Origin of the sequence: Brevundimonas sp. PAMC22021 (assembly GCF_019443405.1) — a bacterium.
Classification (GTDB): domain Bacteria; phylum Pseudomonadota; class Alphaproteobacteria; order Caulobacterales; family Caulobacteraceae; genus Brevundimonas.
This window is the reverse complement of sequence record NZ_CP080376.1, coordinates 716,761-737,285: the sequence shown is the minus strand read 5'-3', so window position 1 is coordinate 737,285 and position 20,525 is coordinate 716,761. Positions and strand designations below refer to the sequence as shown.

General features: G+C 68.4%; 23 protein-coding genes and 1 pseudogene. 12 read left to right on the top strand and 12 right to left on the bottom strand.

Features of this window, described 5'->3' with window-relative positions; translation table 11 throughout:
* Positions 1-143 precede the first annotated feature (143 nt).
* The 3 genes from KY493_RS03590 to KY493_RS03580 all read left to right on the top strand — a co-directional run bounded on the left by KY493_RS03590 (position 144) and on the right by KY493_RS03580 (position 3,267).
* Positions 144-782 carry a M23 family metallopeptidase gene (locus tag KY493_RS03590; RefSeq protein WP_219897624.1) on the top strand — a complete coding sequence of 213 codons (639 nt, stop codon included), beginning with the start codon at positions 144-146 and terminating at the stop codon, positions 780-782.
* Positions 783-868: 86 nt separating this feature from the next.
* Entirely contained in the window at positions 869-1,828 is a 960-nt protein-coding gene (locus KY493_RS03585) for an ABC transporter ATP-binding protein (RefSeq protein WP_219897623.1), read from the top strand.
* A complete protein-coding gene (locus KY493_RS03580) occupies positions 1,825-3,267 on the top strand; it encodes an ABC transporter permease (protein WP_219897622.1) in 1,443 nt (480 codons plus the stop codon). Before KY493_RS03585 ends, KY493_RS03580 begins: the two co-directional genes overlap by 4 nt.
* 220 nt (positions 3,268-3,487) lie before the next feature.
* On the opposite strand, the gene rpsU is transcribed toward KY493_RS03580, so the two are convergent.
* The gene (rpsU, locus tag KY493_RS03575; RefSeq protein WP_087120183.1) at positions 3,488-3,730 is read right to left on the bottom strand and encodes a 30S ribosomal protein S21; all 243 of its coding nucleotides are present in this window, start codon (positions 3,728-3,730) and stop codon (positions 3,488-3,490) included.
* Between the two features lie 190 nt (positions 3,731-3,920).
* Here rpsU and KY493_RS03570 point away from each other — a divergent pair, with 190 nt between their 5' ends.
* Entirely contained in the window at positions 3,921-4,586 is a 666-nt protein-coding gene (locus tag KY493_RS03570) for a COQ9 family protein (protein WP_219897621.1), read from the top strand.
* Here the strand turns inward: KY493_RS03570 and KY493_RS03565 are convergent.
* Together KY493_RS03565 and purE are read right to left on the bottom strand one after the other, a co-directional pair.
* A complete protein-coding gene (locus KY493_RS03565) occupies positions 4,583-5,665 on the bottom strand; it encodes a 5-(carboxyamino)imidazole ribonucleotide synthase (protein ID WP_219897620.1) in 1,083 nt (360 codons plus the stop codon). The two genes, KY493_RS03570 and KY493_RS03565, sit on opposite strands and share 4 nt — an antisense overlap.
* Positions 5,666-5,669: 4 nt before the next feature.
* Positions 5,670-6,128: a 5-(carboxyamino)imidazole ribonucleotide mutase gene (gene purE / locus KY493_RS03560; protein WP_219898308.1), complete on the bottom strand. Its 459-nt coding sequence runs from the start codon at positions 6,126-6,128 to the stop codon at positions 5,670-5,672.
* A 167-nt stretch (positions 6,129-6,295) separates the two neighbouring features.
* Here purE and KY493_RS03555 point away from each other — a divergent pair, with 167 nt between their 5' ends.
* Entirely contained in the window at positions 6,296-6,871 is a 576-nt protein-coding gene (locus KY493_RS03555; RefSeq protein ID WP_219897619.1) for a GGDEF domain-containing protein, read from the top strand.
* Positions 6,872-6,896: 25 nt separating this feature from the next.
* Here KY493_RS03555 and KY493_RS14420 read toward each other — a convergent pair.
* Positions 6,897-7,034: pseudogene (locus tag KY493_RS14420) on the bottom strand (IS5/IS1182 family transposase); the annotation flags it as partial.
* 321 nt (positions 7,035-7,355) lie between these two features.
* Positions 7,356-10,721 carry an EAL domain-containing protein gene (locus KY493_RS03545; RefSeq protein WP_219897618.1) on the bottom strand — a complete coding sequence of 1,122 codons (3,366 nt, stop codon included), beginning with the start codon at positions 10,719-10,721 and terminating at the stop codon, positions 7,356-7,358.
* Between the two features lie 112 nt (positions 10,722-10,833).
* On the opposite strand from KY493_RS03545, the gene KY493_RS03540 reads away from it, so the two are divergent.
* Positions 10,834-11,283, top strand: a complete 450-nt coding sequence (locus KY493_RS03540; RefSeq protein WP_219897617.1) for a PleD family two-component system response regulator — start codon at positions 10,834-10,836, stop codon at positions 11,281-11,283.
* Positions 11,284-11,289: 6 nt separating this feature from the next.
* Here KY493_RS03540 and KY493_RS03535 read toward each other — a convergent pair whose 3' ends face one another.
* Complete coding sequence (locus tag KY493_RS03535; RefSeq protein ID WP_219897616.1) at positions 11,290-11,652, bottom strand: DUF4440 domain-containing protein; 363 nt, start codon at positions 11,650-11,652, stop codon at positions 11,290-11,292.
* Between the two features lie 140 nt (positions 11,653-11,792).
* Between KY493_RS03535 and KY493_RS03530 the strand changes: the two genes are divergently transcribed.
* Positions 11,793-12,791 (top strand): SDR family oxidoreductase, encoded by a 999-nt coding sequence (locus tag KY493_RS03530; protein WP_255568005.1) that lies wholly within the window; start codon positions 11,793-11,795, stop codon positions 12,789-12,791.
* A 27-nt stretch (positions 12,792-12,818) separates the two neighbouring features.
* Here the strand turns inward: KY493_RS03530 and KY493_RS03525 are convergent, their stop codons facing one another.
* Positions 12,819-13,313 carry an isoprenylcysteine carboxyl methyltransferase family protein gene (locus tag KY493_RS03525; protein WP_219897615.1) on the bottom strand — a complete coding sequence of 165 codons (495 nt, stop codon included), beginning with the start codon at positions 13,311-13,313 and terminating at the stop codon, positions 12,819-12,821.
* Positions 13,310-14,371, bottom strand: a complete 1,062-nt coding sequence (locus KY493_RS03520) for a type III polyketide synthase (RefSeq protein ID WP_219897614.1) — start codon at positions 14,369-14,371, stop codon at positions 13,310-13,312. Before KY493_RS03520 ends, KY493_RS03525 begins: the two co-directional genes overlap by 4 nt.
* A gap of 161 nt (positions 14,372-14,532) precedes the next feature.
* Here KY493_RS03520 and KY493_RS03515 point away from each other — a divergent pair, with 161 nt between their 5' ends.
* Entirely contained in the window at positions 14,533-14,931 is a 399-nt protein-coding gene (locus tag KY493_RS03515; protein ID WP_219897613.1) for a hypothetical protein, read from the top strand.
* 119 nt (positions 14,932-15,050) lie between these two features.
* Positions 15,051-15,611, top strand: a complete 561-nt coding sequence (locus tag KY493_RS03510; RefSeq protein ID WP_219897612.1) for a DUF1003 domain-containing protein — start codon at positions 15,051-15,053, stop codon at positions 15,609-15,611.
* Between the two features lie 9 nt (positions 15,612-15,620).
* On the opposite strand, the gene KY493_RS03505 is transcribed toward KY493_RS03510, so the two are convergent.
* Positions 15,621-16,136 carry a peptidase S1 gene (locus tag KY493_RS03505; RefSeq protein WP_255568004.1) on the bottom strand — a complete coding sequence of 172 codons (516 nt, stop codon included), beginning with the start codon at positions 16,134-16,136 and terminating at the stop codon, positions 15,621-15,623.
* A 111-nt stretch (positions 16,137-16,247) separates the two neighbouring features.
* Here KY493_RS03505 and KY493_RS03500 point away from each other — a divergent pair, with 111 nt between their 5' ends.
* The 3 genes from KY493_RS03500 to KY493_RS03490 are packed head-to-tail and all read left to right on the top strand — an operon-like array spanning position 16,248 to position 18,063.
* Positions 16,248-16,952: a CoA transferase subunit A gene (locus KY493_RS03500; protein ID WP_219897611.1), complete on the top strand. Its 705-nt coding sequence runs from the start codon at positions 16,248-16,250 to the stop codon at positions 16,950-16,952.
* A gap of 32 nt (positions 16,953-16,984) precedes the next feature.
* On the top strand, positions 16,985-17,359 hold the full coding sequence (locus tag KY493_RS03495; protein ID WP_219897610.1) for a four helix bundle protein: 375 nt from the start codon (positions 16,985-16,987) through the stop codon (positions 17,357-17,359).
* A 44-nt stretch (positions 17,360-17,403) separates the two neighbouring features.
* On the top strand, positions 17,404-18,063 hold the full coding sequence (locus KY493_RS03490) for a 3-oxoacid CoA-transferase subunit B (protein WP_219897609.1): 660 nt from the start codon (positions 17,404-17,406) through the stop codon (positions 18,061-18,063).
* Between the two features lie 19 nt (positions 18,064-18,082).
* On the opposite strand, the gene KY493_RS03485 is transcribed toward KY493_RS03490, so the two are convergent.
* Genes KY493_RS03485 through KY493_RS03475 form a run of 3 tightly spaced genes read right to left on the bottom strand, consistent with a single transcriptional unit; the run spans position 18,083 to position 20,523 of the window.
* A complete protein-coding gene (locus KY493_RS03485; protein ID WP_219897608.1) occupies positions 18,083-18,766 on the bottom strand; it encodes an ABC-type transport auxiliary lipoprotein family protein in 684 nt (227 codons plus the stop codon).
* Complete coding sequence (locus KY493_RS03480; RefSeq protein ID WP_219897607.1) at positions 18,763-19,701, bottom strand: MlaD family protein; 939 nt, start codon at positions 19,699-19,701, stop codon at positions 18,763-18,765. The genes KY493_RS03485 and KY493_RS03480 overlap by 4 nt, the downstream gene beginning before the upstream one ends.
* Positions 19,702-19,716: 15 nt before the next feature.
* Positions 19,717-20,523 (bottom strand): ABC transporter ATP-binding protein, encoded by an 807-nt coding sequence (locus KY493_RS03475; RefSeq protein WP_219898302.1) that lies wholly within the window; start codon positions 20,521-20,523, stop codon positions 19,717-19,719.
* Between the last annotated feature and the right edge of the window lie 2 nt (positions 20,524-20,525).

Below are 20,525 nucleotides of genomic sequence, written 5' to 3'. Positions count from 1 at the left end.
TGCGCTGCGGCCAATCGCCGCCCCTGCGATGCCCCAAAGCGGTCAAATAACAAAGAGATAAGCGCCGCCTCGGCCGGATGGCCGCGCACGCGCGCGATCCTCGGCCGCTTTCCGCCGCTCGAAGAGCTGGGAGACGCCGCCGAATGCGACGACCGACAGGCTATGCGCACCTGACGCGCCTCAAGACCTTTTTGGCCCACTCCGGCCAGACCGCCGTGCTCGCCGCGGTCGCCGTCATGGCCATGGCCGCCGCCCCATCGGCCACCCGCAGCAGCGTCGCCGCCGAAGCGCCTGCCGCCCTCGCCGCTCCCGTCGCTCCGCCGATCAAGGCGACGGTGGAAAAGCCCGGCCCCATTACCCGAACCATCGCCTTCTCAGCCCCGGTCAGGGGACGGCCGATCAACTCGCCCTTTGGGCTGCGAAAGCTCGCCATCGAGGCCAAGGCCCGCGCTCACAAGGGCGTCGACATCGCCGCCCCCATAGGCACCTCGGTCTTCTCCACCAGCGAAGGTCGCGTGCTGCGCACCGGCTATGACGCGGGCGGCTACGGCAAGTTCATCGAGGTGCGTCACCCGAACGGCCTGACCAGCCTTTACGGTCATCTCAGCCGTGTCGACGTCACCGCGGGCGCGGTCATTGCGGCTGGCGAGCGGATCGGCCTCGTCGGCTCGACTGGGTTTTCCACCGGCCCGCACCTGCACTTCGAGGTTCGTCGTGGCGGCGCCCAGGTCGATCCCGCCAAGATCATGGGCCGCGACTTCCAGGTCGCCGCCAAGGGCTGAAGCGGCCTCACCTGAATGACAGGAAATTAATTTTCCCCTTCCTTGATGGGCGCTAGGCTCCCGGCAGGACAAGGGGGGAAGACGGCATGACGGCGGCGTTGACGCTGGAGGGCGTGAGCAAGAGCTACGGCGACTTTCAGGCCGTGCGCGATCTCGGTTTTTCGGTGCCCAAGGGGTCGATCTGCGGCTTTCTGGGACCGAACGGGGCGGGCAAGACCTCGACTATCCGCATGATCCTGGGGCTGCAGCCCGCAAGCAGCGGCCGGATCGACATCCTGGGCGCGCCCGATGGTCGGCAGGTCCGCGACCGCATCGGCTTTCTTCCCGAGGAACGCGGCCTCTACAAGAAGATGACGCCGGTCGAGGCCATCGCCTTCTTCGGCTCGCTGAAGGGGCTGCCGACGACCGAAGGCAAGGCGCGCGCACGCGACCTGCTGGAGCAGCAGGGCCTCGGCGCATCGCAGAAGAAGAAGATGAAGGACCTGTCCAAGGGCATGGCCCAGAAGGTGCAGCTGATCGCCGCGGTGGTGCACCGACCGGAGTTCGTGATCCTGGACGAACCCTTCTCCGGTCTGGACCCGATGAACCAGCAGGGGCTGGAGGAGATGATCCGGGGCCTGGCCGCCAATGGCGCCACGGTCCTGTTCTCCACCCACGTCATGCAGCATGCCGAGCGCCTGTGCGACAAGGTCGTGCTGCTGGCCCGAGGTCGCAAGGCGTTTGAGGGCACGGTGGATCAGGCGCGCGCCACGTCTCCGCGCTTTCTCGATCTGACCGGCGCCATCTCGCCTGATCAGGCGTCGGCCCTGCCCGGCGTCGAGGCGGTGGAGACCGTGCGGGCGGAGGACGGCGTCCACGAGCTGCGCATCCGTCTGCGCCCTGACGCGGCGGGCCAGGAGACCCTGAAGGCGGCCTTCCTCGGCGGCCTGGACGTGCGCGCCTTTGCGCTGAAGGAGCCGACGCTGCACGACGCCTTCATCAACCTGACCGGCGACCGGCCTGATGCGCCGACCACACCCGCCCGCGAACTGGAGGCGGCCCAATGAAACGCACCCTGCTGATCGCCCAGCGCGAGTTCATGGCCTACGCCAAGACCGTGGGTTTCTGGCTGTCGCTGCTGGCATTTCCGCTGTTCGCCCTATTGGGCGGCGGCATACCCTTTTTGATCCGCTCGGCCGAGCCGGTGCGCCAGGTGGCGATCGTCGACGAGACGCCCCAGGGCTCGTTGGCGAGCGCAGTGCGCGCCGCATTGGAGGCGGATCAGCGCCGGTCCGACATCGACGCCCTGCGCCTCGCCGCCATTCCCGAGGCTGGCACGGCCGGCGGCGATCGAGTGAGGGCGGCGGCCGAGGCGGGCGGCTATGAGGCGGGCCTGGCCGAGCTGCGGCGGATCGCGCCCCGTGCGGGCGCCGGCGCAAAGCCGGCCAAACGCCAGATCGTTCTGGTCGCGCCGCCGACGAGCATCGCGGACGCACAGCCCGGCGCCGACCGCGACGCCGCCATCCGCGCGGCGTTGGAGACCTCCGATCGCGCCGACCGGCCGCTCAGCGCCGTGGTCCTGCTGAACCAGCAGGGCGCCGGTCCCTCCGCCCGAGTCTGGACCGAGCGTGCAACCGACACGACGGTGGAAAGCGCGATCCGCGACGCCCTGCGCGACGTGAACCGCCAGACCGTCTTCGTCCAGGCCGGCGTCGATCCGGAGGTGGTGCGTCAGGCCGACCGCTTCCGCCCCGACGTGTCCGTCTTCTCGCCCCGCGCCACCAGCGGCGGCGAAGTGTCGTTCCGCGACCGCCTGCCGGGCTTGGTCGGCCTGGTGTTCGGCTTCCTCCTGTGGTCGCTGATCATCACCGGCGCCTCCATCCTGCTGAACAGCGTGATGGAGGAGAAGTCGAACAAGATCCTGGAGGTGCTGCTGTCCTCCGCCTCGGCCACCGAAATCCTGACCGGCAAGGTCCTGGGCGTGGCCTTCCTGACCGGCACGGTGCTGCTGGTCTGGGGCGGGATCGGGGCGGCGGGCTTGCAGGCGGGCGTGCCGGACGTGGCCAGGGACGTGATGTCCGTGCTGATGCGCGACGGCCTGCTGATCTACTTCCTGCTCTACACGATCGGCGGCTATCTGATGTACGCGGTGCTGTTCGCGGCCATTGGGGCTTTCTGCGAGACGCCGCGCGACGCCCAGACCCTGATGGGGCCGATCATGATGATCCTGGTCGTTCCGATCCTGGTCATGCAGATGGCCCTGCGCACGCCGGACGCCACGGTGGTCAAGGTGCTTTCGTGGATCCCCTTCTTCACGCCCTTCCTGATGAGCGCACGGGCGCCCAGCGATCCCGCGCTGATCGAGATCGTTTTGACCCTGCTGGGCATGTTCGGCACGGCGCTGCTGATGGTCTGGTTGGCCGGCCGCGCCTTCCGCGCTGGCGCATTGTCGGACGTGAAGCTGAGCTGGAAAAGCTTCGGCCGCGCCATCACCGGACGGGGATGACGCCCTTTCCTCCCCATCGGAGATGGGGAGGTGGCGCGATGCGCAGCATCGTGACGGAGGGGTAAGACGCCGGGAGCGTCACCGACACAGACGGAGCGCCCCTCCGTCTCTCCGGCTTCGCCGTCGATCCACCTCCCCATTGAAAATGGGGAGGAGAACAACAAGAAAAGGCCGCTTCCGAAAGGAAGCGGCCTTTGATCTTTCGGCTTTCGCCTGAGCCTTAACGGCCGCCGGGAACCCGGGGCTTCGGCGCGGGCAGCAGGCCTTCGCGCTGGGCGCGCTTGCGAGCCAGCTTGCGGGCGCGACGAACGGCTTCGGCCTTTTGGCGCGCGCGCTTCTCCGAGGGCTTCTCGTAGTGCACGTGGCGCTTCATCTCACGGAAGCTGCCTTCGCGCTGCATCTTCTTCTTCAGGGCTTTCAGCGCCTGATCGACGTTGTTGTCGCGAACGAAAATCTGAACCAGGTGAATCTCTCCTTTGGCCGCCCGCCGCGTCCTGATGAGGGAAGACGGGCAGACAAAACAAAACCTCTCCCGGCGGACGGCGGTCCTCGGGTGAAGGCGGGCTGATACACGAGAGCCCCCGTGCTGTCCAGATGGCCGCACGTGTTTCGCAGGGCTCGAAAGCCCGTCCGTGCGGGCGTATGCTGCGCCCATGACCGAGCCTCGATCCGCCCCCTCAGACTGGGCCAGCCGCACCGAACAGGCCGTACTGGACGCCGCTGTGGCGCGCGCGCCGGCGCTGGGCTGGAACGGCCTGCTGGTCCGGCAGGCGTGCGAGGCCTGCGGCCTGTCACGCGGCGACGAGGAACTTCTGCTGCCCAACGGCGCGCGCGATCTCGCCGCCCTCTTGTCGCGCCGCCACGACGCCCGCGCCCTGGATGCGCTTGAGGCGACCGACGCCAAGGCGTTGAAGATTCGAGAGCGCATCTTCGCCGCCGTGTCCGCGCGCATGGAGGCCGGGGCCGCCGACCTGGAGGCTGCGCGCCGCTGCGCCGCCTTTCTCGCCCTCCCCGCCAACGCCGACCTCGGCCTGAAGCTGGCGTGGGAAAGCGCCGACCACCTGTGGCGCTGGGCCGGCGACACCTCGACCGACTGGAACCACTATTCCAAGCGCACCATCCTGTCCGGCATCCTGATCCCGGCCCTGACTCTGCGCTGGTTCGAGGGACGAGAGGCGGCGGAACGCTTCGTCTCCCGCCGCATCGATAACGTCATGTCGTTCGAGAAGTGGAAGGCCGGCAAGGACTTCGACGCTCCCTTCCGCAAGGTCACGGACGTCCTGGCGCGGCTGCGCTACGGCGCCAGGACCGCCGCCTAGATCGGCCCCAGCACCTTGTTGACGTGGCCCATCTTGCGGCCGGGGCGGGCCTCGGCCTTGCCATAGAGGTGCAGGCGGACGTCGGCCTTCCCGTTCAGGTCTGACCAACGCTCGATCTCGTCGCCGAGCAGATTGGCCATCTCGACGCGGGCATGCGCCTCGGTGGGGCCCAGCGGCCACCCGGCGATGGCGCGGACATGCTGTTCGAATTGATCGCAGACACAGCCGTCCTGGGTCCAGTGGCCGGTGTTGTGGACGCGCGGTGCGATCTCGTTGACCAGCAGCACGCCGTCGCCGAGATCGAACAACTCCACCCCCATGACCCCGACATAGTCGAGGCCGTCGAGGATCGCCTCGGCGATGGCGCGGGCGCGGACCAGGGTCTTTTCGTCGGCGATGGCGGGGGCGGTGGTGACGCGCAGGACGCCGCCCTCGTGGCTGTTCTCGCCCACCGGATAGACGGCCATCCGCCCGTCCCAGTCGCGCGCGGCGATGACCGACAGCTCGCGAATAAAGGGCGCCGCCGCCTCAAGGATCGCGGGCCGACCTTCGATGGCGGCGAAGGCGTCCGCCACCTCGGCCGGATCGCGCACCCAGACCTGTCCTTTGCCGTCGTAGCCGTCGCGCCGCGTCTTCAGCAGGGCGGGCGTTCCCAACCGCTCCAGCCCCGCGCGCAGATCGTCCAGCGTCGCGACGGCATGGAAGTCGACGGTCGGTGCGCCCACGGCGTTCAGAAAGGTCTTTTCCTCCACCCGGTCCTGCGACACCCGCAGGGCGGTGGGTCCGGGCGCGACACGGGCGCCCGCCTCGGCCAGCCGTTCCATGGAGGCGGCCGGCACATTCTCGAACTCGAACGTCACCACGCCGCACGCCCGGCCCAGCGCCGTCAGCGCCTCCGGATCGTCATAGGGCGCAACGAACTGGCCGGCGGACACGCGCGCGGCCGGGCAGTCGTCCTCCGGGTCCAGGATCAGCACGTCAAAACCCAGACGCGCCGCCGCCTGGCTCAGCATCCGACCCAGCTGGCCGCCGCCGACGATGCCGAGGGTCGAACCGGGACGAAGGGGCAGATCGGCCATGGGCTCAGTCCTCGACCGTTTCGGCAACGCCCTCGGTCTGCGCGGCGCGAAAGGCGCTCAGCCGCTCGGCGAGGGCGGAATCGCTCAGCGCCAGTATCTGCGCCGCCAGGATGCCGGCGTTGGCGGCGCCCGCCTCGCCGATGGCCAGGGTCGCGACCGGCACGCCCGCCGGCATCTGCACGATGGACAGCAGCGAATCGAGCCCCTTCAGCGCCTTGGACTTCACCGGCACGCCCAGCACCGGCAGGTCGGTCATGGAGGCGGCCATGCCTGGCAGGTGCGCCGCGCCGCCGGCGCCGGCGATCACGACCTTGATCCCTTGCGCCTTGGCTCCGCTCGCGAACTCGACCAGTCGCTGCGGCGTCCGGTGGGCGCTGACGACCTTTGCGGTCCAGCCCACGCCCAGCTGATCCAGCCGCTCGGCCGCCAGCTTCATCGTCGGCCAGTCCGACCGGCTGCCCATGATGATGGCGACGGGCGGTGCGGAAGTGTCGGGTGCGGTCACGGCCAAGCCCTTCTGCCGGAAAGGCCGCCCGTTACAGCACGCGCGTTGCGCCCGCAACCAAGCGCGCTAGCATTGCAAAACAGCGTGACCCGGTTGAGTCGCGCCCGTCCGGAGCCGCCACACCCTTGACCCCAGCCCCGACAGACGTGGCGGAGTTCGATCCCCAGGCCGAGATCACGCGCCTGCGCGCCGAGCTCGACGCCTGGAAGGCGCGCGCCGAAGCCGCCGAGGCCGCCGCCGATCACGACGTCCTGACCCCCGCTCTGAATCGGCGCGGCTTTGTAGAGGCGCTGAACCGGACCATGGCCTATTGCCAGCGCCACTGCGTGCCGGCCGCCCTGCTCTACCTCGATCTGGACGGCTTCAAGGGCGTCAACGACCGGCTGGGGCATGCGGCGGGCGACGCGGCGCTGGTGCATGTCGCACGGCTGTTGATGTCCAACGTGCGCGAATCGGACGCGGTCGGGCGGCTCGGCGGCGATGAATTCGCGCTTCTGATGCTGAACGCCGGCGTAGAGGAAGGACGCGCCAAGGCGCGCCAGCTGAGGGCCGCGCTGGAAGGCGACGGTTTCGTCTGGGACGGGCAGCCGACCGGCCTGGGCGGCTCCTTCGGCGTGCGCGGCTGGGATGGTCACTCGGACGCCGAAGTCTGGCTGGCCGAGGCCGACGCCGCCATGTGGCTGCGAAAAAGGGGGCGCTGAGGCCCCCTTCCCCTTTGTCCGATGTCTAGGCCCTTAGACTCACAACCACCAAGAGATGATTGCGGCGAGAGCGATTGCGGCGGCGCAGTTTGTCGTATCGGGTAGCGACGCGTCGAAAGTCCTTGATGCGGCAGAAGGCGCGTTCGACGCGGTTTCGGCGCTTACCGGCTTGCGGGCCGAAGGCGGGGAGGTTCTTGCGACAAGGGCTGTTTGGGATGACGCGGCGGGTTCCACGATCCAACAGCAGGCGTCGCAAATGCATAATTATAGCGTCTTCCGCTGATCAGCACATGGACTATGCCCGAGATCACCCGCCGATCATCCACCCGTGGCGCGCCGCGCGGCGTGTTCGGCGGCAACGGCCGAAGCCGCTCGAACTGCGCATTCGTCAGCCAGAACTCCCGAAGCGATGTCCGTCCTCCTGTTTCCACGGACGGAAATCACAATCCACGATCGCCGGGAGTCCTGTTTATGGGGCCCGGCCCTAAGCCACGTCCCTGACGTCGCCTTGCAGGCCGAGCGTCTCGGCCAGATCGCCCACCGGCTGCGGGCGGTGGAAGTGGTAGCCCTGCAGCAGATGCGCGCCGGCGATGCGCAGGAAGCTGGCCTGCTCCGCCGTCTCCACGCCCTCGCACACCACCTTCATGCCCAGCGCCCGGCCCACGCTGATCACGGCGTGCAGGATCGCGGCGGACGCCGTGTCCTCGCAGCATTTGGCGATAAAGCTGGCGTCGACCTTCAGCGTCGCAAACTTCAGGTCGCGCAGCGCATGCAGGCTGGTGAAACCCGCGCCGAAGTCGTCCAGGGCCACGCCGACGCCCAACGCCCTCAGCGCCTCGATGGATTGCCGCGCCGAGTCGAGGTTCAGCATGGCCGTTTCGGTGACCTCGATCTCCAGCCGCTCCGGCGGGAAGCCGACCTTGCGCATCACGGCCGCGACCCGATCGGCGAAGTCGGCGGACTGGAACTCGTCCGCCGAGGCGTTGATCGACACGCGCACCTCGACCAGCGGCAGGATGTCGGTCATCGCCCGCTCCAGCGCGAAGTCCGTCAACCGGGCGATGGCGCCCGCCTTCTCCAGAGCGGGAATGAAGTCGGCGGGAGAGCGCCGGCCCTGCCGCGAACAGGTCCAGCGCACCAGCGCCTCGACCTTGCCGCTGAACTCGCCCTTGGGGTTCATCAGCGCCTGATAGTGCATCTCCAACTCGCCGCACGCCAGCCCCTGCTCCAGCTCGGCCAATGGTCCGGACGGCTCGGCCGGCGCCCCGCCCAGTTCGAGCATCGTGCGGTCCAGGCAGTCGGCGATCGCCTCCACCTGTTCGGCCGAGATCGCCTCGCCCTGCCGCGCGGAGGCTTCCATGCCGGCGGCCAGGGCGGCCACAACGCGAGCGCCAAGGCTCAGGCTCATGGACTTCAGCGCGTGCGCGGCGCGCGCGACGGCGTCCAGCTGTCCGTCGCCGGCCGCGGCCGTCAGTTCGGCCAGGCGCAGCGGCGCATTGTCGAGGTACAGCCGCTCGACCCGCTCCACGAAGTCCGGCCGCCCCTGCTGGGCCATGCGTTGAAGATCGGCGCGGGTCGCTGCATCGAACAGGTCGTCGGCGCTGACAGCGACAGGCTCGGCCGCCGACTGCGGCGCCGCAGCGATCGCGGCTTGCGAGCGGTCGCCGCAGACTGCGTTCAGCACCTCCACCAGATCATTGGTGGTGAAGGGCTTGTGCACCACGCCGTTCATGCCGGCCTCGCGCCAAGCCTGGGCCGCCGCGCCGATGACGTGAGCGGTCAGGGCGTAGATCGGCGTGGGCGAACGCCCTTCCGCCTGCTCCTGCGCGCGGATGCGTCGCGCCGCCTCGAAGCCGTCCATGACCGGCATGGAGCCGTCCATCAGCACCAAGTCGAACCGCTCGCCGGCCACGCGCGTCACCGCCTCCAGCCCGTCCACGGCCGTGTCCGCCTCGATCCCGAGGCTCGCAAGAGCCTCCGACGCCACCTCGCGATTCACCTCGGAGTCATCGACCACCAGCACCCGCACGCCCGGGAAGGCCACCCCAGCCCCGGTCTGCGCAATCGCCCCCGACCATTCCGGCTTGCGCCCTTGCTGCAGTTCCTGCAGCGCATGCTCCAGCACCGCGCGTCGCAAGGGCCTCGCGAGACTGCTATCGTCGTCTCCGCCCTTCGCGCCGATCCTGACGCCGAGGCCCGCGACCTCTTCGTTCGGTCCGACCAAGGTGGCGTTCGCGACTTCCAAAGGCGCTTCCGACACGCCGTAGGCGCCCAGGTATCGCCGCACGGCGCGCCCGGTCATGACATCCAGCGCGCCGAGCCCCACCGACCATCCGGCCGGCGCCGACATGGGGGCAGCCGCTGCCGAAACCTCGCTGACCGGCAGGGAGAAGGCAAAGGTCGATCCCTGACCGACCACGCTGTCCAACTCCCAGCGCCCGCCCATGGCGCCGACCAGCCGGTCGCAGATGGTCAGGCCCAGACCCGTCCCGCCATAGCGCCGCGTGGTCGACTGGTCTGCCTGAGTGAAGGCTTCGAACAGCGTCGGCAGACGGTCCGCCGGGATGCCCGGGCCGGTGTCCTCCACGCTGATCCGAATCCGCCCCGGCTCGCCCGCGCGCTCCACCGACAGCAGCACGCCGCCCGTTTCGGTGAACTTCAGCGCATTGTTGAGCAGATTGCTGACCACCTGACGCAGGCGCACCGGGTCGGCGGCGACCGAGCCCAGCGTCGGATCGACATAGGTCGCGAGATCGAGCCCCTTTTCCTGCGCCTTGACCGCGAACAGGTCGGCCACGTCCTCGATCAGTTCGCCCAAATCGGTCTCGATCGCCTCGAGCTCCAGCTTGCCCGCCTCGACCTTGGAGAAGTCCAGGATCTCGTTGATGATGTTCAGCAGCGACCGGCCCGAGTTCGAGATGATGTCGGCGTATCGCTTCGCCTTGGGCGGCAGGGCGGTGCGCGCCAGCAGGTCGCTGAGCGCCAGGATGCCGTTCAGCGGCGTGCGGATCTCATGGCTCATCACCGCCAGGAAGTCGGACTTGGCGGCGTTGGCGGCCTCGGCCTCCTGCTTGGCGTCCGACAACTCGACCGTCCGGCTGGCGACCTCCGCCTCCAGGTTGTCGATCTGATCGGCGATCCGGGCGTCGCGTTCGCGGATGCTGCCGAGCAGATCCTTGAAGCCGTCCACCAGGTCCCGCACCTCGCCGTCGGCGGCGATGTCGCCCTGCGCCTCGAAGCGGCTGGTGCGCCGCACCTCGCCGATCTGCCCGGCAAGGGCGACGATGGGCGCGCTGATCTTGCGCGCCATCCGCAGCGCCACGACAAGCGCCGCCAGCATGGCCACCAGCGCGCCCAGCAATGTCGGCAGCAAGGCCGCCAGAATGCGGGTTCGCAGGTCCGGCGTGCGGCCGAACAGCGTCACCTTGCCGACCTCCGTTCCCTCCCACAGCACCGGCGCCGACGCTTCGATCGATCCCGTCCTCAAGGTCTGCCAGAGCGAGGGTCGGCCGTCGCGTTCGACGCTGAGGTCCGACAGCAGCCGCGCGCCCGACCCGGTCTCGGCCAGCAGGAACCCTTCGCGCGTTTCCAGCCGCGCATAGCTGAGGCTTGGCATCTGGGAGATCGACCGCACGGCCTGGAACGCGCCGGCGCGGTCCTTTTGGGCCACCGCCTCCGCCGACAAGGAGCCGATCACCCGCGCGGTCTGCACCAGGCGCTCGCTTTCCAGCCGCGCCTGCGCCGTCGCATCCATCCAGGCGGCGGTCAGCGCCGTCACCGCGAAGGAGACGCCCAGCGCCGTCAGCACCAGCTTGGCGAGTTTGCGCGCGATGGTCTGGGTCTTCGGCAAGGCGGCGCTCGTGTCGTGGTTCGGTGCTCTACCGATACGACACGTTAATGACCCGCTGCTTAAGGACGGTGGCGTGGTTCGGGCGCGCCCGGACAGAGTGCGAGGCCTTGCAGTGAGCGGCTTTTTCTATGTCCTGGACGAGGATGTCCGCATCCTCTTCGTCGATGACGATCCGATCCTGCGTGAGTTCGCCCAGGTCAATCTGGCCTCGGTCCATGCCGAAATCGAGGTCGCCGGCGACGGCGTCGAGGCGCTCGAACAGCTCGAGCAAGGCGCCTTCGACCTGGTCGTCACCGACCTGGAGATGCCCCGCATCGACGGCTTCGACCTGCTCGGCAGGCTACGGGCCGATCCGCGTTGGGAGCGTCTGCCCGTTATCGTGGCCACCGGCCGCGACGACGTCGAGGCCATCGACCGTGCCTTCCAGGCCGGCGCCACCGCCTTTGTCACCAAGCCCCTGAACTGGCGGCTTCTGACCTACCAGCTGAAGTTCGTGCTGCGATCGGCCCGCGCCGAGACCGCGCTTCTCCGCGCCGGGACGGACGCCTCTCCGATCGCCTGACGGCGCCTATTCGCTGATCGAGATCGGCGGCGTTTGCTGATGCTGCACCACGCGCCAGACGTCGTGTTCCAGCCGCCGATAGGTCGAGGTGCAGAAGGCCGTATAGTCCTCGGCGTCGGGCTTGGACGCCGTGACCTGATAGGCGATCACGATCAGCCCCTCCTGCGGACGAGAGACCTTTTGTTGCTCGAACCGCACCTCGCTCCAGCGCGGGGTGTCGATCACCGCCTGGATCGCCTCGGGCCCGGCCATGACGTGAGGCGCCGCGGGAACCACCATCAGGCAGCAGTCGTCCACCGCCTCGCGATAGTGGTCGGCGTCGGCCGTCCACAGGCTCTCCTCGAACTCCCAAACGCGGCTGTCTTCCATGTCGCTGTCCTCTTGGCTGGCCTTGTGGGTCTGAAAGGCAATCCGGGGCGGATCGTTATGTTCCGATCTGGAACCACGCGGATTGGGAACCGGCTCTGCATCGTCCGGTTAACGAACAGCATTCCATTCAGGAGAACACCATGGCCGACATCGACAAGGCGCGCCGCACGTTCGTGGCCACAGCGGGCCTCGGCGCCGCGGCGGCTGCGGCCGGGCCGGCTCTCGCCCAGCAGCAGCCGCAAAATCCGCCAGGCGCGCCCACCGCGCCTCGCGCAGCCGACTATCCAAAGCCTCCCTTCCCTGTTCAGACCCAGCCCTGGCCCGGCCTCGCGTCGCGCATGAATCCGCGACCGGATCACGGCGAGACCAGCTATCGCGGCTCCGGCCGGCTCCAGGGCAAGCGTGCGCTGATCACCGGCGGCGACAGCGGCATCGGTCGCGCCGCCGCCATCGCCTATGCGCGAGAGGGCGCCGATGTGGTCATCAACCACCTGCCGCAGGAAGAGCCGGACGCGCGCGAGGTCATCGAACTGATCCGCGCCGAGGGCCGCAAGGGCGTCTCCATTCCCGGCGACCTGCGCGACGAAGCGTTCTGCCAACAGCTGGTGGAGCGGGCCGCGCGCGAACTGGGCGGACTGGACATCCTGGTCAACAACGCCGCGCGCCAGCAGACCCGCCCGACCATCGGCGACATCTCCAGCGAGGACTTCGACGCCACCATCAAGACCAACGTCTATGCCCCGTTCTGGCTGACCAAGGCGGCGGTGGCGCGGATGCAGGCCGGCGGCGTCATCGTCAACACCTCGTCCGAACAGGCCGGCAATCCGTCCGAGGACCTCGTCGACTACGCCATGACGCGGGCGGCGGTGCTGAACTTCACCAAGTCGATGGCCAAGCAACTCGCGTCCAAGGGCATCCGCGTCAACGCGGTCACGCCCGGTCCATTCTGGACCCCGCTTCAGGTCAGCGGCGGCGCCACGCCCGAAAAGCTCCAGCAGTTCGGCGCCCAGGCGCCGCTGGGACGCCCCGGCCAGCCGGCCGAGATCGCCGGCCTCTATGTCGCGGCCGCCGATCCCGCCCTCAGCTACTCGACCGGGCAGATCTTTGGCGCCACCGGCGGCGGCGGCCAGCCGGGCTGATCGATCGGAGCGGATGGATGCGGCGTCTCAGGTGGACGCCGCATCCAACGCCCGCTGTTCGCAGCGGATGCGCACCCACATCATCACGGCGTTCAGCGCGGTGAAGACGAAGGCGTAGAGCGGCAGGCCGAACGCCAGCGGCAGCACGGCCAGTTCGCCCGCCACCACCATGTAGTTGGGGTGAGATACGAAGCGGAACGGCCCCTTTCGCACCAGGGGCTCGCCCGGCAGGGTGATGATCCGCGTGGTCCAGCGCCGGCCCAGCGTCGCGATCACCCAGACCCGCCCGGCTTGCAGCAGCACGAACAGGAGCAGCAGCGGCAGGTTGACCGGCCGGTCCCACGCCAGCAGCCAAAGGCCGATGAGCCAGGCGGCGTGCAGGGCGACAATGAAACCGTAGTGCTCTGCGCCGCTCTCTACCGCGCCACGCGCCATCAGCCGGCGCGTGTTGGCGCGCGCCAGCACCAGCTCTCCGAGCCGCTGGATCGTCACCAGGGCGAGCACGATCACGGCCAGCGTCATGCGAGCGCCTCCAGCGTCACGGTGCTGCAGGTGAATCCTGGTCCCAGCGCCAGCACCACCGAGCGCGGCGGCAGGCCCACCCGGCGCGCGCGGTCCAGCACATGCAGCACCGTGGGCGCCGACATGTTGCCGTGGTCCCTCAGGACCGTTCGCTCGTGGTCCAGCGAACCGACCTCCAGCGACAGCGCCGCTTCCAGGGCGTCGATGACCTTCATCCCGCCTGGATGGCAGATGAAGCGGTCTATGTCCTCAAGCGTCCGTCCCTGGCCTGCCAGCATCTCGACCACGGCGGGTCTCAGGCGGTTGCGGGCGAACGGCGGGATGGCGCGGTCAAAGATCACGCCGAGCCCGGTGGGATCGACCCGCCAGCCCATCACGTCCAGCGTGTCCGGCCAGGTATGTTCGGCGCTTGCCTCGATCCGGGCGAAGCCGCCCTCGCCTCCACTGCGCACCACGCAGGCGGCCGCGCCGTCGCCGAACAGGGCCGTCGCCACGATGTCCGCCTTGCCGAGATCATCGGTGCGGAACGACAGGGTGCACAGTTCCACCACCACCAGCAGCACCACCGCGCCCGGCGCAGCACTGGCCAGCCGCCCCGCCAGCGCCAGCCCGGTCGCCCCACCCGCACAGCCCAGACCGAACACGGGAACGCGCGCCGCGCCCGGCCGAAAGCCCATCCGCCCGCTCGCCCGCGCCTCCAGGCTGGGCGTGGCGACGCCCGTGGAGGAGACGGTGACGATCACGTCCACGTCGCCGCCGCTCAGCCCCGCCTCATCCAGCGCCGCCTTGGCCGCGGCGACGAACAGGTCGGTCCCTGTCTCCAGATAAGCGTCGGTGCGCTCCGGCCAGCCCCTGGGCTGCAGGTACCAGTCGATCGGCATGGCGGTCTGGCGCTGGTCGATGCCGGCGCTCTCGAACACCGGCCGCATGCGCTCAAACCCGGCATAGCGCCCCCCAAACATCTGCTCGGCAGCCCGTGCGGCGTCCGCCTGGGAAAGAACGTGCGGCGCCCGAGCGGTGGACAGCGACAGGAGGTCGGCGGGACGGGGAGATGTCATCACTCAACAAGGCGTCACGGCTGCACTGGTTCACCGCTGGCGCGCCGTCGCGTCAGCCTCGTTCATCCCGGATGGGTTCATTGTCCGTTTTCCTTCCCGTCAAGGTGGAACCGGCGGAGAAGCGGCACGCTCCCAGACTTCAATTGGAGCGGAGACACCAAGTGAAGACGATCCTGACCCTAGCTGCCTGCACCGCCGCCTTGTCGCTGGCCGCCTGCGGCAACAACAACGACGCCGAGACTCCCGCCGCGACCGACGCGGGCATGGGCGCCTCGGCCACGACCGCCGATCCCATGGCCGGAACGGGTGCCATGACCGCGCCGACCGATCCAAACGCCGCGCCCATGACCGGATCGACGGGCAGCATGACCACGCCGGGCACGACCACCGGAACCACAGGCGCGACGGGAACCACCGGCTCGACCGGCGCCGCCAGCACCACGCCGGGCGCCGCCGCTGGAACCACGACGGGCACGACCGGGACGGCCGGGACCACCGGTTCAGCCGGCAGCGGCCAGGCCGACACGGCCGGTTCGGCCGGAAGCCGCCCCGGCGGCTGATCGCCCGCAACGACATGAGGAGGCCCTGCCGATCGGCGGGGCCTTCTTTCTTTTCGGCGGCCGGCCTGCGATCCAATGCAGTGCCGAGACACTCCGCCGGCCATTCAGCGAGTCACAGCTTGAACGATCCCCGGACACCGCACCGGAGCCCTGGCAGCCCGACCTTCGAACCCCGGCCCAGCGGCCTGAACCCCGCCCTGCTGCGGAACATCGACGCGCTGCGGGCGCGGCAGCAGGACGAGGACGCCAGCGCCGGCTTCCAGGAGAAGCTGGCGGCCGGGGTCACCGCCTTCACCGGCAGCATGATCTTTGTCTACGTCCACCTGGCGATCCTGGCGGTGTGGATCGCCATCAACGTGGGGGCCGTTCCGGGGGTTGAGCCGTTCGACCGCACATTCGTGATCCTGGCCACGGCGGCGTCGGTCGAGGCGATCTTTCTGTCGACCTTTGTCTTGATCAGCCAGAACCGCGCCTCGCGCGCCGCCGACCGTCGTGCGTCGCTGGACCTGCAGATCAACCTACTGACCGAGCATGAGGTGACGCGGCTGATCACCCTGGCGACCGCCATCGCCGAAAAGCTGGGTGTGCATGAGGCGCAGGAGCCGGATCTTGCCGAACTTCAGCGCGATGTGGCGCCCGAGGCGGTGCTCGACACCCTTGAACAACAGTCGCAGGACTGAAGCCGGACCTCAGAGTTCCGAGATCGACAGCGTCGCCTCGGCCGTGTCCGCCTCGCCATACACGCCGACCCAGATGTCGTAGACGCCGGACTGGGGTTCGCCGAACTTGAAGGCGGGATCGCCGTCGCCGCCGCTATCGTCGTCGCAGGCCCACTGCCCGTCCGGCGTATTGATGACCAGCGTCGTGTCGCTTCCGGATACGGCCATGATCGTCAGTTCGAAATCCCCGGCCGTGTAATCCAGCCTGAAATCCGGAGCATCGGCGATGTAGCCGTCGCAGTCGCCTCCCAGCTTTGAGGCGTCGATGCTGCCGCCCGCCGTGATCGACCGGCTGTAGGGATCGGGATCGAAGCCGGCCGACAGCCGCGCCTGACCAAAGGCCGGCTTGGCCGAGACATCCTGCGCCTGCCCCGATCCGGCCGACACCATTATCAGGCTCGCCGCCGCGACCGCCGCCATCCAGGTCTTCATCGTGCCGCCCCGTTCTGCTGCGACAGGCTGCCACACCCGCAGATCAAAGATCAATGTTCTTTCTTGCCGCTTGCCGGATCGCCCGGCCGGACTGCCCTTGTCGCAACAACCGCCCCGCCCTAATCAGCGCATCGAGACCGCGAAAGGCGGCGATGAGGGAATGAGATGGACAAGATCTATCCGGACGTCGGGTCCGCGCTCGACGGGCTGACGTTTGACGGCATGACCGTCATGTCAGGCGGCTTCGGTCTGTGCGGCATTCCCGAGGGCCTGATCGCGGCTTTGCGCGACAGCGGCGTCACCGGCCTGACCGTCATCTCAAACAACGCCGGCGTGGACGATTTCGGCCTCGGCCTGCTGCTGCAAACCCGACAAATCCGCAAGATGATCTCGTCCTACGTCGGCGAGAACAAGGAGTTCGAGCGCCAATATTTGGCCGGCGAGCTGGAGCTGGAGTTCAATCCGCAGGGCACGCTTGCCGAGCGCATCCGCGCCGGGGGCGCCGGGATCCCCGCCTTTTTCACCGCCACCGGCGTTGGCACCCTGGTCGCCGAAGGCAAGGAGGTGCGTGACTTCGATGGCCGCGCCTATGTCATGGAAACGGCGCTGAAGGCCGACCTGTCCATCGTCAAGGCGTGGAAGGCGGACGAACGCGGCAACCTCGTGTTCCGCAAGACCGCGCGCAACTTCAACCCGATGATGGCCACCGCCGGCAAGGTCACGGTCGCCGAGGTCGAGGAGATCGTGCCGACCGGCTCGCTCGATCCCGACCACATCCACACGCCCGGCGTCTATGTGGACCGCATCGTCCAGACCACGCCGGAAAAGCGGATTGAGCAGCGCACGGTGCGGCAACGCGCGGAGGTCTAAGGGTGTGGGCTACTGGGTGTAGGGTGTAGGCGATGGGTTCGCCTCTGAGATCGTATCGCCAGCTGACCGTCTGGAGCGACGGTATAACCCTTGTGAAAGCGTGCTACCTCATCACCCACGACTTCCCGCGAGACGAGCTGTTCGGACTTACATCTCAAATCAGACGCTCCGCGGTCTCCGTGCCTGCTAACATTGCCGAGGGTTACGGCAGAGGAAGCCGCAAAGACTACGTGAGACACCTGATGATCGCGCAAGGATCGCTGAAGGAGCTCGAGACTCACCTGATCATCGCAGGAGAAGTCAGCCTTGCGCCGCCAACCAAAATCCAGCCCGTCTTGGAACAGTGTGATCGACTTGGCAAAGGTCTCGGAGCTCTGATCCGAGCCCTACAAGCCAAGCACGACTAAACCTCCACACCCCTGATCCTACACCCCACGCCCGGAACGATCTCATGCCCCGCACCCGCGAACAGCTTGCCCAGCGCGCCGCTCAGGAGCTGGGCGACGGCTTCTACGTCAATCTCGGCATCGGCATTCCGACCCTGGTCGCCAACTACATCCCCGAAGGCATGACCGTGACGCTGCAAAGCGAGAACGGCATGCTCGGTATGGGTCCCTTCCCCTATGCGGGAGACGAGGACCCGGACCTGATCAACGCCGGCAAGCAGACCATCACCGAGATTCCGGAGTCGGCCTATTTCAGCTCGGCGGACAGCTTCGCCATGATCCGCGGCGGCCACATCGACCTGTCGATCCTGGGCGCCATGGAGGTGGCCGAGAACGGCGACATCGCCAACTGGATGATCCCAGGCAAGCTGGTGAAGGGCATGGGCGGGGCCATGGACCTGGTCGCCGGCGTCAAGCGCGTGGTGGTGGTGATGGAGCACGCCAACAAGCACGGCCAGTCCAAGGTGCTGAAGGCCTGCACCCTGCCGCTGACCGGTACGGGCGTGGTCAGCCGCATCATCACCGACCTGGCCACCTTTGACGTCAAGCCTGACGGCGCGGGGCTGGAGTTGGTCGAACTCGCCGACGACGTGACCCTGGACGAGGTCGCGGCCAAAACCGGGGCCGCCTACACGGTCGCGGAGCACCTGAAGACGGCGGCCTAGCCGCCGCCTCAAGGATCGCTTAGCGACCCGCGCCCTGCCGCACGGACGCCGGCGCGGACTGGATCGTCCAGTCCGCGATCTGGCTGTTCAGGTCGCGCGATGCGCGATCGAAGGCGTCCACGATGGCGGACACGCGATTGGCCGCGGCCGGTTCGCTGATCGAAAAGGTCCGTTCAACCGCCGCGGCCTGCTCGGGGCGGATGGCGCCATCGCCGGTGTTGCGCTCCGGCGTGGTGCGCAGCTGTGCGCGGGCCGTGACCACGACCGTCGGCGCGGCGTCCTGCGCACCCGGCGCATAGCGCGCCTCGAAGGTCGTGACCGTGACCTGCAGCACATAGGGGGGCGTGCCCGGCTCGCTGCGGTTCAGCACGCGGATCTGGTCGGCGCGCGAGGCGAAGGCCGAACGCAGATCGTCGTCGAACAGGTTTTCCGCCGCCGTCACCCAGCGTGCGCCGCCGATGTAGGCCGTTTCGTTGCCGGTGACGCCCAGGATGCGCTCGCCCTGGGCTGCGTCCGGAAACTCGATCCGGCGAATGGAGACCGACAGCGGCGCCGGCCGCTGTCCCTCGGGCGAGGGCGCATCGACGGTGAAGCCGAAACGATACAGCTGCGCCGGCTCGGGCGACGACAGCAGCGCGCATCCCGACAACGTCAGGGCGCCGACGCCGGCGACGGCGAGACGGAGAGCGGAGCGGCCGATCATGGCTGGACCTCGAGTTCCTTGGAGGCGGGACGGGCGATGAAGTCGCGCGGGCTGGCCCGCACGTCGTCGATCAGTTGCTGCAGCGAGCGGGTCGCCTCGTTCAGTTCCTGAATGGTCTGGCTCAGCTGCGGCAGGCTGGAGGTCGCAAAGTCGCCGACCGGCCCTTCCAGACCGCTGACCGAACGATTGACCGAGGCGATGGCCGTGCGGGCGTCGGCCGTGGCCTGGTTGATGTTGGCGATGGCTTCGCGGCCGTCGTTGTTGATCAGGCGGCGGGCGTCGATGCCCAGCTGCTCATACTCCTGCACCGCGCGATTGGCGCTGGCCACCGCCTGCTCCAGCTGCAGGAAGATGCCCTTGCGCGCCTCAAGCTCGGTGGTCAGCGACTCGACATTGCGCACGCTGGTCGAGAAGGAGCGGATGTTGTCGTCCGACATGATCCGGTTGACGCGGTTCAGCACGTCCACCGTCTGCGCCAGCACCGTGCCCGATCCGTTCAGCAGCTCGGCGATCGGCGATGGCTGGGACTGGATCACCGGCACGACGTTGTCCGGATACTGGTCCTTCAGGATGGCGCTGTTCGGCGCGCCGGCGGTGATCTGGATGTAGTTCAGGCCGGTGATTCCCTGCGGCTCGAGTTGGGCGCGCGAGGTGACGCGCACCGGCGTGGTGCCGTCCAGCCGCACCCGCGCGATCACCTGATCGCCCTTTTGCGGATCGAGGTTCAGGTCGGTGACCTCGCCCACGCGAATGCCGTTGAAATGCACCTCGCCGCCTTCAGACAGGCCGCGCACCGGCCCGTAGAAGATGATGTCATAGACATCGTAGTCGCTGTTGAACTGCAGCCGGGCCAGCCAGATGGTGAACACCGCCAGCGCCGCAAGAAGGGCGACGGTGGCGATGCCGACGGCGGCGTAATGGGCGTCTCTTTCCATTTCGATCCGCTCTCCTCAGGCGGCCTTCTGCCCGGCGCGTCCGCGCGGGCCGAGGAAGTATTCCTTGATCCACGGGTGGTCGGATCGTTCCAGTTCCTGCACCGGCGCCTTGGCGACGATGCCCTTGTCGGCCAGCACCGCCACCTTGTCGCAGATCGCGTACAGGCTATCGAGATCGTGGGTGATCATGAACACCGTCAGACCCAGGTCGTCCGACAGGTTGCGGATCAGATCATCGAACGCCGCCGCTCCGATAGGGTCCAGGCCCGCCGTCGGCTCGTCCAGGAACAGCAGTTCGGGATCCAGCGCCAGGGCGCGGGCCAGGCCGACCCGCTTCCGCATTCCGCCCGACAGTTCGGCCGGCTTCAGATAGCGCGCTTCGGGCTTCAGGCCGACCATGGCGATCTTCATCTCGGCCAGTTCGTAGATCTGGGCCTTGGGCAGGTCGGTATGTTCCACCAGCGGCGAGGCCACGTTCTCCAGCACGCTCAGCGACGAGAACAGCGCGCCTTGCTGGAACAGCACGCCGGTGCGCATCTCGATGTCCGCCGCCTGTTCTTTCGTCAGGTTCGCCCGATCGTGGCCGAACAGGCGGATTTCGCCGCCGTCGGGTTCTTTCAGGCCGATGATGGTGTTCAGCAGCACCGTCTTGCCGGTGCCCGAGCCGCCCACCACGCCCAGCACCTCGCCGCGCTCGACGTCGAGGTCCAGGCCGTCGTGGATGGTGTTCTCGCCGAAACGGCTGACCAGCCCACGCACCTCGATCAGGGTCTCGGGCTTGTCGGCGTCATGTTGCGCGCTGGGCGCCGGAGCATCCTGCACGT